This window comes from Campylobacter sp. IFREMER_LSEM_CL2194 (assembly GCF_025771685.1).
Lineage (GTDB): Bacteria > Campylobacterota > Campylobacteria > Campylobacterales > Campylobacteraceae > Campylobacter_D.
This window is the reverse complement of record NZ_JAKMQS010000004.1, coordinates 119248-135456: the sequence shown is the minus strand read 5'-3', so window position 1 is coordinate 135456 and position 16209 is coordinate 119248. Positions and strand designations below refer to the sequence as shown.

Below are 16209 nucleotides of genomic sequence, written 5' to 3'. Positions count from 1 at the left end.
AAAGCAGAAAACGGGATACAGGAACAAGTGCGGTATCGTGGGCTCGGAGGTGTGGAAAAGAAGAGAGTTGAAAAGAAATTATTATATTTGATAGTTTTTTGGCTATTTTTCAATATTTTTATAACTTTTTTATCACTTTTGTATTTTTTGTGTTATCATATTCTCATCACAGATAAAAATTAAATGTAGGTTATGGGGGGGGGGATATGAAAAAAACATTTTTACTTGTTTTACTCATTCACACTTTTCTTTTTTCTCAAATAATGATTTTAAAAAATCAAGATAAAATCATTATAGACAACAATCAAACTCTTGCGGTTAATAGCTTAAGTCAAGCTAAAGATCATAACAATATTGATCTAAAAGTTAAAAAGCTATTAGAAGAAAAACCAAAGAAAGATTCTAATCTTAGTAAAGAAGATGAAGAATTATCTAATAAGGTTATTAATGTTATTCAAACTATTGGTGATGCTTATAATGCAGAAGATAGTAAAGAAAGAGAAGAAATCGTTAGAGATTTAGCAAGCAATTATTTAAGCTTACAAGCTAATACTTTAATCCAAGAATATTTACATGCTCTTAATCACTCCATTAATAGTGAGTTTAATCTAAACTATAATGATAGAGGTGGTTTAAGTGGTAATGCTAAAGTTCTTTTACCTATTATGAGTGAAGATAATCCAAAAGTATCTTATTTTTTACAAAGCGGTATAGGTGGATATGATAATAATAGAATCATAGGTCATTTTGGTGGTGGTATAAGATATTATCCTAATGCATTAGCATTAAACAATTCAGGAAATATCATGCTAGGATTAAACTTAGTTTATGATCATGATTTTAGTAGAGAACATAAAAGAATGTCTTTGGGCTTTGAAAGTATGCTAGATACATTAGCTTTCCATGCTAATATTTATCAAAGACTAAGTGATTGGATTAATAGTTATGATTTTAAAAATACTAATAATGATCTAACTTTTTTAGAGCGTCCTGCTAATGGTTGGGATATGGGTGTTAAATATGCTTTTCCTTCTATGAGCAATGTAGCTGTTTTTGCTAATATGAGTAAGTGGTATGGAGAAAAAGTAGCTCCATTTGGCAATGTAAGCTGCTTTGAAGATTTAGAAAAAAATCCTTTAGTGTATGAAGGAGGTATTATTTATTCACCTTATCCAGCATTAACTTTTTCGCTAAGCCATAAAAGAAGTAATGAAAGTGATAAACAAGGTACAAATATAGCTATGAATTTTAATATACCTTTAGACAAAGATGCCCTCAAACATGCTTTTGATCCTAAATTTGCAGGTATAAATAATACCATTGAAGGCTCTAGAACCAATTTTATATATAGAGATTATTCTATGGTGCTTGAGTATAAAGCTATTAACAATGCTTATCATATTTCTTATTGTGGAAATTTAGGGGATAATACTCATTGTATTATGCTAAAAAATGGTTTTAACCAAGCAGTTAAAAATGTTGCTATGAGTGTAACTCCTGAACAAAAAAGTGTAATCTTAAAGAATGGAAATCATTATATTACTGATGGTAATGGAAAGGTTTTTGTAAAAATAATCCATGCTTATGGAGTCCATCAAACCAATTTAATTGCTAAAGCAGGGAATGCTCAAGAAAGTTTTCCTATTACTATTATAGCTCCAAAAGGAGACTTTAGAATATTTGCCAAACCTTCTAATATACAAAGACATGAAAAATCTCTAATCACATTTGCAGGAAGTGATTTAGCAAGTGATTTAGACATAAATTGGAAATTAATTGGCAAAGGAAGTTTGGAAAAAACTCCAAATTCAGATAAAACTGATAAAGATGGAAATTCAAATATCATCTATAAACCTGATGCAAATATGAAAGATAAAGAAAAAGCAACAATCATTGCTAATGTATTAGGAGTTACTTTAAAAACCTTTGTTCAAATAGCAATTTATGGAGATAATGATATTATCTTAGATAAAACCACTATAGGCAATAAAGAAAAAGCTCATGCAAGTTATAAAAACTTAAAAGCTAATTCTACAAAAGTTAAATGGAGCATACAAGGAGATAATGCTTTATTTATTGATAAAGATAAAACCACTAAAGAGCTTAATTTAATAGCTGATGAAAAGGGTGAGAGCAATGTAGAAATCATAGGACTTAGCGGAAATGAAAAAGTAAAAATCATTGCTAAGAATATGAGCGATGAGTTAGTAAAAGAAAAAAGTAAAGTTTTAGAAATTAAAAATTATACAGCTACTATGGAGCTTCCTACTGGAAAAGATCCTGTGACTCATCAAGACTTTGAAAAAGGAATGATTGATTATAAAAGCGACTTTGAAGTAAAACTTAAATGTTTAATGCCAAAAACAAAAGTTTCATGGAAAGCTAAAGATATACAAAGCAATAAAACTTTAAGAATTAACAATAACAAAGAAAGTACAGCCGATGATAAAGGTGAAAGTAAGGTAGTATTTGAAGGAGTAAAAGATTTTAGTATTAAAAGATTACAAATCATTGCTACTTATCATCAAAGCACAGCTAGTACTCAAGAAGTAAGTGGAGAGATCAAACTCCACCAATATACCCCAAGCATTAATTTTAGTAAAGATAAAATCCATGCTTATGAAAGTGAAAACATCAAAGCTTTAAAAGATCCAAAACTTGATCATGTTGAAGTAACTTTAAAAAGTGGTAAACCTAATGAGAAAGTAGAATGGAATATAAAAGGAGACGCTACTTTAAGTAATCAAGAAGCAGTATTTAATAATAATGGTGAAGCTAAAGCAACTATTACTTCTAAAGCTCCATTTAAAGCTAATCCTATTATTAGTGTAAATACTATGGGTAAAGATTTAAGTAAAGAATTACCTTATGAATCGAAAACTTATACTCCTAAAATAGAATATCCGAGTTTTAAAGCTCAAGCAAAAACTATAGATTATATAGATGATTTTAGCATTAAAGTAAGTGGCTTATTACCAAATTCCACTATTGATAAAATTACTGGAAGTAATGGAGTAAAAGCTAAAAAAGACAGCTTTAATGTTAATGATAAGGGTGAAGTTGTTTTAGAGTTTAGTAGTATTGGTGATTTTAGTGTTAAAGAAACCAATATAAGTTTTTATTATGTTGAGCATGTTGGAGAACAAAAAGTAGAATTTAAATTAGATCCTATTAGGTTTTTTGAGTATAAACTATTTTTTAGAAATCTTCCGGATGTTATCGAAAGTTCAACTATAATACAAATTCCTTTATATGGTGGGAAAGAAGGTGTTAAAGTATCATGGGGTTTAAGTGGAGATGGTGTTATAAGGAAAATGGATGATAAATTTGATAAAGATGGCTGGGCGTCAATGACGATTGATACAAAATCTCCTTATGAAAAACAATTAATTATTAGTGCTGAAGCAATGAATCAAAAGATAAGCAAGACGATTGCTTTTAAACATCATGTTTATACTCCTCAAATAGAATATCCTAGCTTTAAAGGACAAGAAAAAACCATCGATTATGAAAAAGATTTCAATATCAAGGTAAGCGGATTAAAACCAAAATCTTCAATACAAATAATAGATCCACATTCTGCGATTCCAAAAAAAATGTCTTATGTTACAAATGAAAAAGGTGAAGCTGTTTTGGAATTTTACAAAGTTGATAATTATCATATCAAGTCTTTAAGTTTTTCAATTAAATATTATAAAGACTTTGCCAAAATGGATACAGTCAATGTACAACTTTATCTTTATCAATATATTCCTAAATTTATAGATTCTCCTGATTTAATCACAGGAAAGGTTGGAGAAAAAACAACATTAACTGTAAAAGATGGAAAACCAAATACTAAAATAGAATGGGATGTTTATGGAGATGCTAATATAGTTGAATCAGATAAGACTTTCAACGAGCAAGGAATAGCAACAGTTACTATAATATCTAAAACTCCTTTGTATACTGATCCTGTAATTAAATTTGTATATTGCAGTGGCTATTCTGATTCTAAAAAATTATTTTATGATTTTACACCCAATGTAATATACCCCAATTCAAAAGGCCAGGAAAAAAGCGTCATAGAAGGAATGCCATTTGTTATAGATTTTGAAAATTGTGGCCCAAGAACTAATATATTTATTGTTTCAGCCTATATAATTCCTTACTCACAAGATATAAAAGCAGACGATAACGGACATGCAAGCGTAACCTTCAAAGGAGTTAGTGCTAAAGATATAGGGGATCATTTTTTCACTCTAAAATATGGGTACATAAAAAATAGAACAAAAGGCTCTGGTATTTCCTATAATACAACAGAGAAAATTAAAATTTTAGATTGGCACTAGCATTCTACACACCTTTTGTTTATATACAAGGGTGTTAAATACTTTTCTTTAATAAATTTCTTAATTTAATTTGCAAAAATAACACTCTAGTGGTGTCAAGGGGGAGACTTGAACTCCCGACCTCCGGCTTATGAGACCAGCGCTCTAGCCAGCTGAGCTACCCTGACATAAAAAAGAAGTTAAAATTATACTTTATTTTGCTTAACATTTTATAAAACATTTATTTTATAAATTTTTCAACTTTTTTGTGATAAAAATATGAAATTATATTAGAAAGGATTTTTATGCAAATAAGCTCAAGCTATAACAATGCTTTTTATACACAAAATCCTTATCAAAACAAAGACAAAGAAGAAATCAAAAAAAACATTTCTGAAAAAGAAAATCCACAGCAAACAAAAGAAAATAAAAACAATCAAGAAAAAGAAGAAAAAACTCAAAAAATCAATGGTAAAGACTTAAGCGCTGAAGAGGTAAAACAAGTACAAGAACTTGAAAAAATCGACAGAGAAGTAAGAGCTCATGAAGCAGCCCACCAAGCAGCTGGTGGAGCTTTAGCTGGTGCTGCGAGCTTTGGCTATACAAGAGGTCCTGATAATAAAATGTATGCAGTCGAAGGGGAAGTGCCTATAAGAATGCAAAAAGGTAATACTCCTGAAGAAACTATAGCAAATGCAATGCAAGTAATTGCTGCAGCTATGGCACCAGCTGATCCTAGCCCACAAGATTACAAAGTAGCAGCTAATGCTATGCAAATGCAAAATGACGCACGCGCTGAACAAGCTAAAATAAAGGCAGAAGAGTTAAAAGCACAAAATGAAAAAAGCGAAAATGAGAATGAGGAAAAAACAAATTCAAATTCCAAAGCTATAAAATCATACACACAAAATGTATCACAAGATTACATAGGAAGTCAGTATAACAAAAGTGCATAGTGGCAGAGAGGAAGGGATTCGAACCCTCGGTGAGTTGCCCCACACACGCGTTCCAGGCGTGCTCCTTCGACCGCTCGGACACCTCTCTAAAATTAAAAATTATAACTTATTTTTTTAAATTTATAATAAAAATTTTATAGACTTTCTGGGTATTTAATCTTGAGTATAAAATTTGCAGTCAAGATATGATTAAACTTTATAATGTTAAAATAAAAATAAAATATTTATTTTATTATTTAAAAACAAAAAGAGAATAGTTATGATAAAAAAACTACTTATACTTTTTTTAAGTCTTGTTTGTACTTATCAAGCACAGGCTGTTTTAAACAAAGAAAGCCTTGGAGAAGGCTTTGGAAGTACAAGAAGCGAAGCGATTAAAAATGCTATTAATGATGCCTTGGGAAAAACAGAAGGTTTAAAACAAGTCAAATTGAAAAAATTTGAGTTTAATTTTAATGGAAATTTTAATATAGGTTATGATGAAGAACTTGACTTTGTTAGTAATGGTGTTTTTAATAGTTATGATATAAAGTCTCTAACTCAAACAAATCAAAGTGAATTTCACGCAAAAGTTTTAATCTATAAAAAACTTTATAGCGACAAAAGTCTTGAAAATAAAAGCTCTCTAATCATCATTAATAGAATCAAAACTGGACTTTCAGCCAAATTTGAACAAGAGCTTTTAAGTGTTTTACTTCAGAATAAAAAATTTAAAATCTTAGATAAAACAAATCTTGATCTTTATAATCAGGAAAAATTTTTGCTTTCTAAAAATTCAAGCGATGAAGAACTTGTAAAGCTTTATAAGACTTTAGAAGCTGATTTTTTGCTCATTTTAAACCCAAAAATACAACAAATACAAAATGAAAACAACACTCAATCTTATGATATTATCATTGATTATCGCTTAATAGAATTTGCTACAAATGAAAGCAAATCTTCTAATACTCTAGAGTTTAAAATGAGCTCTACAAGCAATTCAAGCAAGCAAAAAGCCCTTAGGGGTATTGCTACAAAAATTACAGAAGATATTTTTAAACATTCTAAAGACCATCAAGAAGAAACAAAACAAGACTTGGATACAAATCATCAAATCAATGATGAAGATGAAGTTAGTTTAGGTTTTTAGCCTCTAAAAACTCACACCTTTTACAAAGCTCGGCTTTTAAAATTCCTTGTTTAAAACCTTCTTTTAGTTCTATATATAAAGAGGAATTTAAAAGCTCATTAAGATCTTTTTCAAAGCAATTTCCAAGTTTTATATCCCCTTTAGTATCCAAACAACAAGGTACTAAAGTCCCATCACTTAAAATAGCAATTTGCCCATTTAAAGCATGACAATATCCATTCTCTCTAATAATCTCATCTTTCAAAGAAGGCCATTTAAAAAGTCTAGCTTGGTGTAAGATAATATGTCTTTCTAAGCGATTTTTAACTTTTTGCTTTTGAATTTTTATTTTAAAAATTTGCTCTAAAAAATCATAAATTTTCTCATTTTCTAAAGGTGGATTGAAATTTTTATCTAAATTCCAAAGTCTTAAGTTGATAAAAGAATTATTTTTATTTTCCAAGTGTAAAAAAATAAGTTTCAAAATAGGTTCAAAATATTCTTTTAAACTCATTTTGCTTTGGGATAAAAAAGCACCCAAAGAGATATTAATTTGGTGGATATTTTTAAAACTTAAAACAAGATTGATTTTTTCTTCATCAAAATAAAACCCACTCGTAGTAAGCTCTATTTGCATATTAAATTTTAAAGCTATTTTTAGATACTCCGTTAAATTTAAAATCCTTAAAGGATCTCCAAGCACATGGAAAGTAAAAAGCTTGGCATGATTATGCACGCTTTTGCAAATTTTTTCAAAGTTTTCAAGGCTCATTTGTTTTCTTTGGGCTTTTTGGCTAGGACAAAAATCACATTTTAGCCCACAAATATCACTTAATTCTATATAAATTTTCTCAAAATGCATAATCGCTCTTTTTAAAAAGCTCAAATGCCTTTAAAGCAAGTTTTGAAAGCGTGATATACTCTAATTCTTTATAAGCAAAAGCTTTAGCTTTTAAATCTTCAAAATCATCATCTTTTAAAAAATATACCTTAGCATTGATTTTGTATTTGGTATAAGAATGCTTAAATTCTCCTATAAATTTTGCTTTATTTTGGTTTTTGTATTCTAAAAAATTATATAAATTAAAATACAACTTTTCTTGACTCTTAATGAGTAAAAACTGCTCGTTTTTTTGTACTATAAGTATTTTTAAAATAGTATTTTTGTATTGAATTTTTTTAGTTAGGTTAAATTTTTCATATTCATTTTTTCCACTACAAAAGCTTTCTAAAGGACAAAGCTTGCATTTTGCATTTTTAGGCAAGCAAACCAAAGCCCCTATATCTAACAAAGCTTGATTGTGATCAAATGCATTATCATAGTTTAAAAATTCTTTTGCCTTTTGTGTTAAAAGTTTAGAGCTTGGATTTTGCAAACTATAAAATCTACTCAAAACTCTTTTTATATTTGCATCCACAAAAGACTTAGCTTGCAAAAAACCAAAGCAAGCTATAGCTCCGGCTGTATATTCTCCAATACCAGGAAGTTTTTGAAGCTCTTTAATATCAAATGGTAGTTTTGCATCAAATTCTTGCACACAAATTTTTGCACATTTGTGCATATTTCTAGCTCTAGTATAATACCCAAGTCCTTGCCAAGCTTTTAAAACCTCATCTTCACTTGCCATAGAAAGTGCTTTTAAAGAAGGAAATTTAGCTAAAAACTGAAAATAATAATTTTGCAAAACACTCTTTACCTGAGTTTGCTGAAGCATAATCTCACTAACATAAACAGCATAAGCAATATCAATATTTTTTAATTTTTCTAAATCATCTGCTTTAGCGTATTTTTTCCACTCATCATGCAAAATACGCCAAGGAAGACTTTTCCTACCATTTTGATCATACCATTTCAAAATATTTTCATGAATTTTTTGCATCAAGACTTTCTTTATTTTTAAAAAAATTATACAATCTATTCTTAAAGACTTTATGTTAAAAGAAAAAATATTTTTTAAAAAGGAGCAAAAATGAAAAGTTTTTTAAAAGGCTTAGGCTTAGGACTACTTTGTTTGGTATTATTTGTACTAGGAGTGATTTTTAACACTGAATTTTTAGGCTTAAAAAATCACAATCAACAAAATATAGAATTTTCAAGAAATATAGAAGTATCTAATGAAATCATGCCAAATATCTTTAATGCTACTTTAAATTTTAGCGCGAGTGAAGAACTTAGTAAAAAAACTATTGTTTCTAGTGAAGAAAAAAATCATATTGCTAAAACTTTCAAAGAAATCTCAGATCGTATTGCTAAAGAAAATTATTGTAAAGGTGGAAGTTATACTTTAGAACCAAGTTATAATTACTATCAAGGAGTAAAAACGCTAAATGGATATAGATTGCACTCTAATTTTACTTGTCAAATCCCGCAAAACAAAAACAAAGACTATGAAAATCTTATAAAAGATATAGAAAATATTAGTGCTACCAATGCTTTAATTTCTTTTAACACCAAAGCTTTGCAAGCTGGTTTTGATGAGGCTATTTTAGAAGCAAATAAAGAAGATTTATATGATCTTGCATTTAAAAAAGCTTTTGAAAAGGCTCAATATTATTCTAAAACTTTGGCAAAAACTTGCGTGATAAAAAACATTCATTTTGATAGTTGCAACATCAAACACAATGCTCCAAGTTTAGCAGCTAGTGCAGATAGTGTTGTATTGCCTATTATTAAAAGTGAAAAACAAAATTTAAGAGCTAATGTGCTTTTTATTTGTCAATAAATTTCATTTTGGCTTTATTTTGAGCTTTTATAATTTCTCATCATTAATTTAAAGGAGAAACAATGAAAAAAATTGTAAGTTTATTTATCGTGGGTTCTTTGGCTGCTTCATTTGCCCTAGGAGCTGATTTTTCTAAAAAAAGTAATGATGAGATTTTAAATCTTGCAAAAAGTGTAAAAGCGCAAGATCAAGCTGATTTAGTTATTGAGATGAAAAAAAGAATGAATGAAATGAAATACAAAGATGCAAAAGATTTTCATCAACAATTTAGAGCTAATTTACACGAAAACATCTCTAAACTTTCTACTCAAGAAAGAAACCAAAGAAGAGCTATCGTTCAAGAAGATATGCAAAAACTAACCGATGAAATGAGTGGCAAAGAAATAAGAGAGTTAAATTTGCACCATTACAATAACACCCATTCCCATAAAAATCATCATGGTTTAAGATCACACCATGCAAATTGTCCGATGAGATAAAATGGCAGCAAAAATTCTACTCTTAGAAGATGATTTAAGTTTAAATGAAATTATAAACGAAGCCTTAAGTGATGAGGGCTTTAAAGTCTCTTGTGTATATGATGCACAAGAGACACTAGAAAAAGCTTATGAAGAAAATTTTGATCTTTGGATTTTTGATGTTAAAGTTCCAAAAGGCAACGGCTTTGAAGTTTTAAAAGAATTAAGAGAAAGTGCTAAAAACACCCCTGCTATATTTTTAACTTCTTTATCTATGCTTGATGATGTAAAACAAGGATTTTTATCAGGTTGTGATGATTATATTAAAAAGCCTTTTGATATAGATGAATTAATTATCCGTGTAAAAAATATCATTAAAAGAAATTTTAGCCACCAAAAAGAAGATCTAATTTTGCTTAACTCCTCAAAAAATATTTCTTTTGATCCGCTTAATAAAACTCTTTATCAAGATAAAACAATCATCAATCTTACCAACAAAGAAAAAGAGCTCTTAGCCTTGCTTTTAAAAAAACGCCCACACTTTGTAAGCATAGAAACCATTTTTGATGAAATTTGGAGTTTGGATGAAGAGCCAGCAATTATGAGCCTTAGAGTTTATGTAAAAAATTTAAGAAAAATTCTTGGCAAAGACCTTATTATCAATCAAAGAAACATAGGCTATGCCATAAGGCTAGAAAATGAAAAGTGAAAATTTTAATAATACTATTTTTAAAATTCTAGCCCTTTATATCATCACAAGTGGTGTATTTCTAACAATTTTTTTTATCACTTTTTATCAAAAAGAAGCAAACTACATACGATTAAATCAAATAACACATTCATACACTCACTATAATTATATTTTGCAAAATATCATCGAAGCAAGACACGATAGAACATATTTAAATCAAGAAGATTTTTCCTATATATCCAAAAGACTCAACACTCAATTTGCCATTATCGCAAATAACCAAGTTATTTTTAGCAATTTAACTTTCGATGCTTTAAAAATATTAACACAACTTAAAAAAAATGATTTTATTTACAATGAAAACAAAAGATTATTTATAGATTTTTCAAGGATTAGAAATCTCAACACCTATATAGACACAAGTAATCTAAAAAAACCAAAACACCATTCTCATTTCTTAAGACATAAAAATATTCATATCATTATAGAAACTGATGATCTTGGTTTTAAAAAAGAGCAATACCGCAAAGATAATTATAATAATCTAGACATCAATGATTTTGCCGATGAACTTTGGAAATTAAAATTAAAAACTATTTTTTATACTCTTATATGTATTTTGTTGCTTGCTATGGTTGCTTATATACTCATCTTACTTGTCTTTAAAAATATCAAAGAACAATTTAAAGCACTTAATGATTTTATCAAAGATACCACGCATGAAATTAACACACCTTTAAGTGTGATTTTAGCTAGTATTAAAAAATTTGATGATACAAATTTAAATCCAAATAACATAAAAAAACTAAATCATATCAAACTAGCAAGTAAAAATTTAAACCACATCTATCAAAATCTCATAGCCTTGAATTTTTTCTTGCAAAAAGAAAATACAAAAGAAGATATCAATTTAAAAGAGCTTTTGGAACAAAGGTTAGAATACTTTGAAACTTTAATCGCCCAAAAAAATCTCATCATTGAAAAAAATCTTTTAGAGCAAAACTTTTATGCAAACAAAGAAGAAATGCAAATTTTAATCGATAACCTTTTAAGCAATGCCATAAAATACACCAATGCTCATAAAAAAATCTATATTTGCTTAAAAGAAAAAACACTTACCATTAAAGATGAAGGTCAAGGTATGAGTACTAAGGAAATAGCTCAAATTTTTACACGCTATAAACGCTTTAATCAAGATCAAGGTGGCTTTGGCATAGGTTTAAACTTAGTCAAGCAAATAGCTGATAAAAACAATATCAACATTAAAGTTTTAAGCAAAGAAAATGAGGGAAGTGAGTTTATACTTTCTTGGTAAGGATAAAAATGGATATTTGTTTAGAAAAAATAAAAATAGAACAAACTTGGAAAGAATTTTTAAAAGATGAGTTTTTAAAACCTTATTTTTTAGAGATAAAAACTCATTATATCAATGCCTTAAGCGAAAGAAAAACTATATATCCGCCAGCAAATTTAATCTTTAATGCATTTAACCTAGCTCCTTTACAGGATTTAAAAATCATACTTTTAGGACAAGATCCTTATCACAACCCTCATCAAGCTATGGGTTTAAGCTTTAGCGTACCAATGGGAGTTAGAATTCCTCCATCTTTGCTTAATATCTACAAAGAATTACAAGATGATTTAAACATTCCTATAGCAAGGCATGGAGATCTTAGCAAATGGGCTAAACAAGGAATTTTACTTTTAAACTCTATCTTAAGCGTAGAAGCAAACAAACCTGCTTCACATGCACATTTTGGCTGGCAAAAATTTACCGATGCGGTTATATCAAAACTTAGCGATGAAAAAGAGGGATTAGTGTTTTTGCTTTGGGGAAATTATGCTAAAAATAAAAAAGTTTTAATCAACCCTCAAAAACACTTTATCCTAGAAGCAGCACATCCATCACCTTTAGCAAGGAATGCTTTTTTAGGTTGTAAACATTTTTCAAAAAGCAATGAAATTTTATTAAAACTTGGCAAAAGTCCTATTGATTGGGATTTAAACTCATAATTTACTTTAAACCTATATACTTTAGGAAAATTTTTATAAAGGATAAATATGAATTGCCCAGTTTGTGCAAATACAGCTTTATTAATGAGTGAAAGAAATGGAGTTGAAATTGATTATTGTCCAAAATGCCGTGGTGTTTGGCTTGATCGCGGTGAACTTGATAAAATCATAGAAAGAAGTACATCTCAAAGCACACCACAACAATCTCAACAACCAAATTACAACCAACAAGCAAACTATCATCACAATAGTGGTTATAAATATAAGAAAAAAGAAAGTTGGCTTGGAGAATTATTTGACTTTTAAGCTTTTTGGCTTAAAAGTTTTTATAATTTTACTTTAATCAAGGCATTCTCTGCCATTTTTGGTACCCATAAATACTCACCATCAAAAAACATATCTGCAGGCCCTTTTATAGGGTTTAGATCTAGCTTTATCTCTTTGTTGTCTTTTAGAATATAAATATATCCTTGAAGATTTTTACCCCAGCTTGATACTAAAAGATTTTTATCTTTATCAAACACTATACCGTCAAATTGTTCTATTTTGTTACTTAATTCTTTAATTTTTTTTGTATTTAAATCAATACTAATGATTTTTCCACCTGTTTTATCGCTTGGATCATAACCTGCAACAAATAAAGTGTTTTTTTCTACCAACAATCCATTTGGACCACCATATTTTGAATCTAAATGGATGAAATTTTCATATTTTTTATCTTTTAAAAATACTTTATGGATATATCCTGTGCCTGTATCACTCACTAGCAATGTATCATTATCTAAAACTGCTATATCATTTAAAAATACTGCATTTTTTATAGGGAGCTTGAAAATTTCTTTTTTACTTTTTACATCAAAACCATATAAGACATCAATATCTACAACATACAAAACATCAGCTATTTTAGACATACCCTTTGGAGCATTAAGATTTTTGATAAATTCTAGTTCTACAACTTTTCCATCTTTGTCTAACTTTGAAATAAAACCATCATTATCTTTATTTAGTGGAGCCAATTCTTTTCCTACATTAGACACATAAACCGCACTTTCATCTACATATACACTTTCAGGATGTGCAAAACCTTTAAATTCTTGCACCTCTAAAGCATTTGCACTACAAAATGCAAATAAAGCTAAAGCTAAAATACTTTTTTTCATATTGTTACCTTTCTTAATTTTTATTCAAAAATTTTAATATAATTTAAAATTAAAATCTATCACTTTTAAGACAAAAAATATAAGTTTTTTGATTTTTGCTCTTGTTTTGGTGTAATGCCATATCTTTTTTTATATCTTGCTATAAACCAGGCAGGAGAATTAAATCCAAGCTCATGACAAATTTGAGTGATATTCTTAGTGGAAAATTCTAATAGAAATTTAGCCTTCTCAAAACGTTTATTGTCAAGCCATTCTTTAGGACTTATCCCGAAACTTTGCTTGAAATTACGACTAAAGCTTGCTATATCCATTTTACTAAATTTAGCCATAGAAGCTACATTTTCAAAATCATTTTGACAATATGCAAACATCTGATAAAGTTCTAATTTAAAACCGTTTAAAATAGCTTTTAAAAAAGCGAAAAATTCTGCATTGTCTTCACTATGCAGTAAAGATAAAAATAATTCTTCAAATTTTAATTTAAGCAAATATTCGTTATTTTTAGAACTGTTTATATAAGGTAAAAAAGATTGAAAAATACTTTTAGTTATTAAATCTGATTTTAAACTAAATAAACTTTTAGAATACTCTAAAGAGTTTAATTTAGAAATTAAATCTTGATATTTAAAAACAAGCTCTATCAAAATACTCTCTTTAAAACATAAAATAACAGACTTATAAGTATTTTCACTATTTAAATAATCTCTAATAGAAAAGGAATTTTTTGTGAAAAAAATAATTTCATCTTTGTTTGCTTTAAAATGATTATCAATAGTATAAATACTTTTAGAACCTTCTAATATAAAAACCAAAGTATAGTCTTTAAACACCACTTCTTGGTTTATATTACTTGGTGATTGTTTTTGATAATGACACAAAGAAAATAAAGAATTATGTAAAACTTTTTGACTCACTTTTTCAAAATCTTTTGGAAAAACTAACATTAAAACCTTTTTTATAAGTTTTTTGATTATTGTATTTTATAAAAAATAACAAAAAATAATTTTTCATTAATAATATATGCTACAATAAAATAATTTTTAACAAAAGGAGAGAAAATGAGAAAAATAATTCTAGGATCTTTACTAGCATCAAGTTTTTTAATTGGGGCAAATTTGGAAAATTTTGATCCAAAAGCACAAAAAGATCATTTAGTTATCAAAATGGAAATTCTTGACAAAAATGCCAACAAAAACGCAGGTGAAGTAGTAGCAGTACAAACTCCTTATGGGGTAGCATTTTACCCAAATCTTCAAGATTTAGAAAGTGGAATTCATGGTTTTCATGTTCATGCAAACGCTGATTGTGGAGCAACTGATAAGGGTTTAGGTATGAAGGCTGGTGGTCACTGGGATCCTGAAAAAACTGATGCACACTCAAGCCCATGGGATGATAAAGGCCACAGAGGTGATTTACCACCACTTTATGTAGAAAAAGATGGCAAAGCAATTAATCCTGTATTAGCACCAAAAATCAAAACTCTTAATGAGCTTAAAAATCACTCTTTAATGATACATTTTGGAGGAGATAATCATAGCGATCATCCTGCAGCGCTTGGCGGTGGTGGCGCTAGAATGGCTTGTGGAGTTATTAAATAAAACACATGCTAAAGGCTTTTTGCCTTTAGTATTATTTAAAAAGCTTAGTAAAATCTAAATCATTCATAAAATCATGGCTTGACCCGCCAAAACTTTGACTAGGACTATAAGTAGCAATAGCCACTGCAAGCTCACCAAGCATAGAAGCTATTTCTTCTCTTTTATCTATTATATAAGCTTTCATACCCTCATAATCACTAGTTTCTAAAATTTTTAAAGGGTTGTAAATTTCAAAAGCAAAAGCCTTTGAGCCTACATTTACATTATAATTATTATCAAATAAAGCATTTCCTAAAAACGAGCAATTATCTACTATTTTTAAACTTTCACTTGCGATTAATACTTTATCTTGCACATCTTCATAATTTTTATCTTCTAAAAGTTTTGAAATTTTTTTCAACGAAGAATCTAAAATTTGCAAAGCACCAACAAAATCATTTGCATCGGTAATATCTTCGCTAAATTTTTGTGTTTGATGCTTTAAATTTGCACCATCTATATTTGAACCTACTTGTCCTAAATGCTTTTGTAAGATTTCTAATTCATCTCTCATAATACACCTTCCTTGTTATTGCTACAACAAGAAAAGCATTTTTTATTCCAAATTTTGATCTACCCAAACTCTAAAATCTTTAGCAAAAAGTAAAAAAACCTCATCATAATTTTGGATTAAATTTTGGGGATTATTATCATTTAATTCTTTTTCGTAGTAAAAATACTTACTTGCTATAAGTTTTTTAGTGTTTATTTGCACCAAATTTAAATTAATGCCTAATTTTATTTTAGAATGCACCTCATCACTAAAATCTTGCTCTAAAATATCTACTTTACTTTCTAAAACATAATCAGCACTAGCTAGACTATCTTGATTTAAAACCGCTTTAAATACTCCTAAATCTTGCAAATGAAATTCCAAAAAAGTTTTAATCATCAAAGCAGGATTTTCTTTCCAAAAATGATAAACATAAGCATTAACAATATGATTTTTTTTATAAAAAATTTCATTAGTATAAGATAAGCCCTTAGGTAAAGAAACCATGATGGTAGAATTTTTTACTTTATTTTGACTTTGCTCTAGCTTTTCTAAATTAATGCTAAAATATTTATTTGCAGGCAAAGTTTGATTTGGACTAATCAAAGAACAAGCACTAAAAAAAATAGCTATTAAACTAATATATAAAAATTTCAT

General features: G+C 28.4%; 16 protein-coding genes and 2 tRNA genes. 10 read left to right on the top strand and 8 right to left on the bottom strand.

Annotated elements, in window-relative coordinates; all coding sequences use genetic code 11:
• The first annotated feature begins 206 nt into the window (after positions 1-206).
• Positions 207-4331: an inverse autotransporter beta domain-containing protein gene (locus L8V79_RS03255; protein ID WP_263702457.1), complete on the top strand. Its 4125-nt coding sequence runs from the start codon at positions 207-209 to the stop codon at positions 4329-4331.
• 90 nt (positions 4332-4421) lie between these two features.
• Here the strand turns inward: L8V79_RS03255 and L8V79_RS03250 are convergent.
• Positions 4422-4498, bottom strand: a tRNA-Met gene (locus tag L8V79_RS03250).
• 117 nt (positions 4499-4615) lie between these two features.
• On the opposite strand from L8V79_RS03250, the gene L8V79_RS03245 reads away from it, so the two are divergent.
• Positions 4616-5266, top strand: coding sequence for a putative metalloprotease CJM1_0395 family protein (locus L8V79_RS03245; protein ID WP_263702456.1), 651 nt, complete (start codon positions 4616-4618; stop codon positions 5264-5266).
• Here the strand turns inward: L8V79_RS03245 and L8V79_RS03240 are convergent.
• A tRNA-Ser gene (locus L8V79_RS03240) sits at positions 5267-5354 on the bottom strand.
• Between the two features lie 171 nt (positions 5355-5525).
• Between L8V79_RS03240 and L8V79_RS03235 the strand changes: the two genes are divergently transcribed.
• Entirely contained in the window at positions 5526-6395 is an 870-nt protein-coding gene (locus tag L8V79_RS03235; protein WP_263702455.1) for a hypothetical protein, read from the top strand.
• Here L8V79_RS03235 and L8V79_RS03230 read toward each other — a convergent pair.
• Positions 6379-7236, bottom strand: coding sequence for a radical SAM/SPASM domain-containing protein (locus tag L8V79_RS03230; protein WP_263702451.1), 858 nt, complete (start codon positions 7234-7236; stop codon positions 6379-6381). The genes L8V79_RS03235 and L8V79_RS03230 overlap by 17 nt on opposite strands.
• Positions 7226-8269 (bottom strand): A/G-specific adenine glycosylase, encoded by a 1044-nt coding sequence (gene mutY / locus L8V79_RS03225; RefSeq protein ID WP_263702459.1) that lies wholly within the window; start codon positions 8267-8269, stop codon positions 7226-7228. The genes L8V79_RS03230 and mutY overlap by 11 nt, the downstream gene beginning before the upstream one ends.
• Positions 8270-8344: 75 nt before the next feature.
• Here mutY and L8V79_RS03220 point away from each other — a divergent pair, with 75 nt between their 5' ends.
• From L8V79_RS03220 to L8V79_RS03195, 6 genes are all read left to right on the top strand, one after another.
• Positions 8345-9097 (top strand): SIMPL domain-containing protein, encoded by a 753-nt coding sequence (locus L8V79_RS03220; RefSeq protein WP_263702450.1) that lies wholly within the window; start codon positions 8345-8347, stop codon positions 9095-9097.
• A gap of 62 nt (positions 9098-9159) precedes the next feature.
• Positions 9160-9576 carry a DUF1104 domain-containing protein gene (locus L8V79_RS03215; RefSeq protein WP_263702449.1) on the top strand — a complete coding sequence of 139 codons (417 nt, stop codon included), beginning with the start codon at positions 9160-9162 and terminating at the stop codon, positions 9574-9576.
• A 1-nt stretch (position 9577) separates the two neighbouring features.
• Positions 9578-10264 carry a response regulator transcription factor gene (locus L8V79_RS03210; RefSeq protein ID WP_263702448.1) on the top strand — a complete coding sequence of 229 codons (687 nt, stop codon included), beginning with the start codon at positions 9578-9580 and terminating at the stop codon, positions 10262-10264.
• On the top strand, positions 10254-11561 hold the full coding sequence (locus L8V79_RS03205; protein WP_263702447.1) for a sensor histidine kinase: 1308 nt from the start codon (positions 10254-10256) through the stop codon (positions 11559-11561). Before L8V79_RS03210 ends, L8V79_RS03205 begins: the two co-directional genes overlap by 11 nt.
• Positions 11562-11569: 8 nt before the next feature.
• A complete protein-coding gene (gene ung, locus L8V79_RS03200) occupies positions 11570-12259 on the top strand; it encodes a uracil-DNA glycosylase (RefSeq protein ID WP_263702446.1) in 690 nt (229 codons plus the stop codon).
• 48 nt (positions 12260-12307) lie between these two features.
• The gene (locus L8V79_RS03195) at positions 12308-12565 is read left to right on the top strand and encodes a zf-TFIIB domain-containing protein (protein WP_263663752.1); all 258 of its coding nucleotides are present in this window, start codon (positions 12308-12310) and stop codon (positions 12563-12565) included.
• A gap of 20 nt (positions 12566-12585) precedes the next feature.
• Here L8V79_RS03195 and L8V79_RS03190 read toward each other — a convergent pair whose 3' ends face one another.
• Both L8V79_RS03190 and L8V79_RS03185 read right to left on the bottom strand, forming a co-directional pair.
• Complete coding sequence (locus L8V79_RS03190; RefSeq protein WP_263702445.1) at positions 12586-13422, bottom strand: ATP-binding protein; 837 nt, start codon at positions 13420-13422, stop codon at positions 12586-12588.
• 65 nt (positions 13423-13487) lie between these two features.
• Positions 13488-14366, bottom strand: coding sequence for a helix-turn-helix domain-containing protein (locus L8V79_RS03185; RefSeq protein WP_263702443.1), 879 nt, complete (start codon positions 14364-14366; stop codon positions 13488-13490).
• Between the two features lie 114 nt (positions 14367-14480).
• Between L8V79_RS03185 and L8V79_RS03180 the strand changes: the two genes are divergently transcribed.
• Entirely contained in the window at positions 14481-15020 is a 540-nt protein-coding gene (locus L8V79_RS03180) for a superoxide dismutase family protein (protein WP_263702441.1), read from the top strand.
• 31 nt (positions 15021-15051) lie between these two features.
• On the opposite strand, the gene L8V79_RS03175 is transcribed toward L8V79_RS03180, so the two are convergent.
• Both L8V79_RS03175 and L8V79_RS03170 read right to left on the bottom strand, forming a co-directional pair.
• Entirely contained in the window at positions 15052-15573 is a 522-nt protein-coding gene (locus L8V79_RS03175; RefSeq protein ID WP_263702439.1) for a flagellar FLiS export co-chaperone, read from the bottom strand.
• 42 nt (positions 15574-15615) lie between these two features.
• On the bottom strand, positions 15616-16209 hold the full coding sequence (locus L8V79_RS03170) for a hypothetical protein (RefSeq protein ID WP_263702438.1): 594 nt from the start codon (positions 16207-16209) through the stop codon (positions 15616-15618).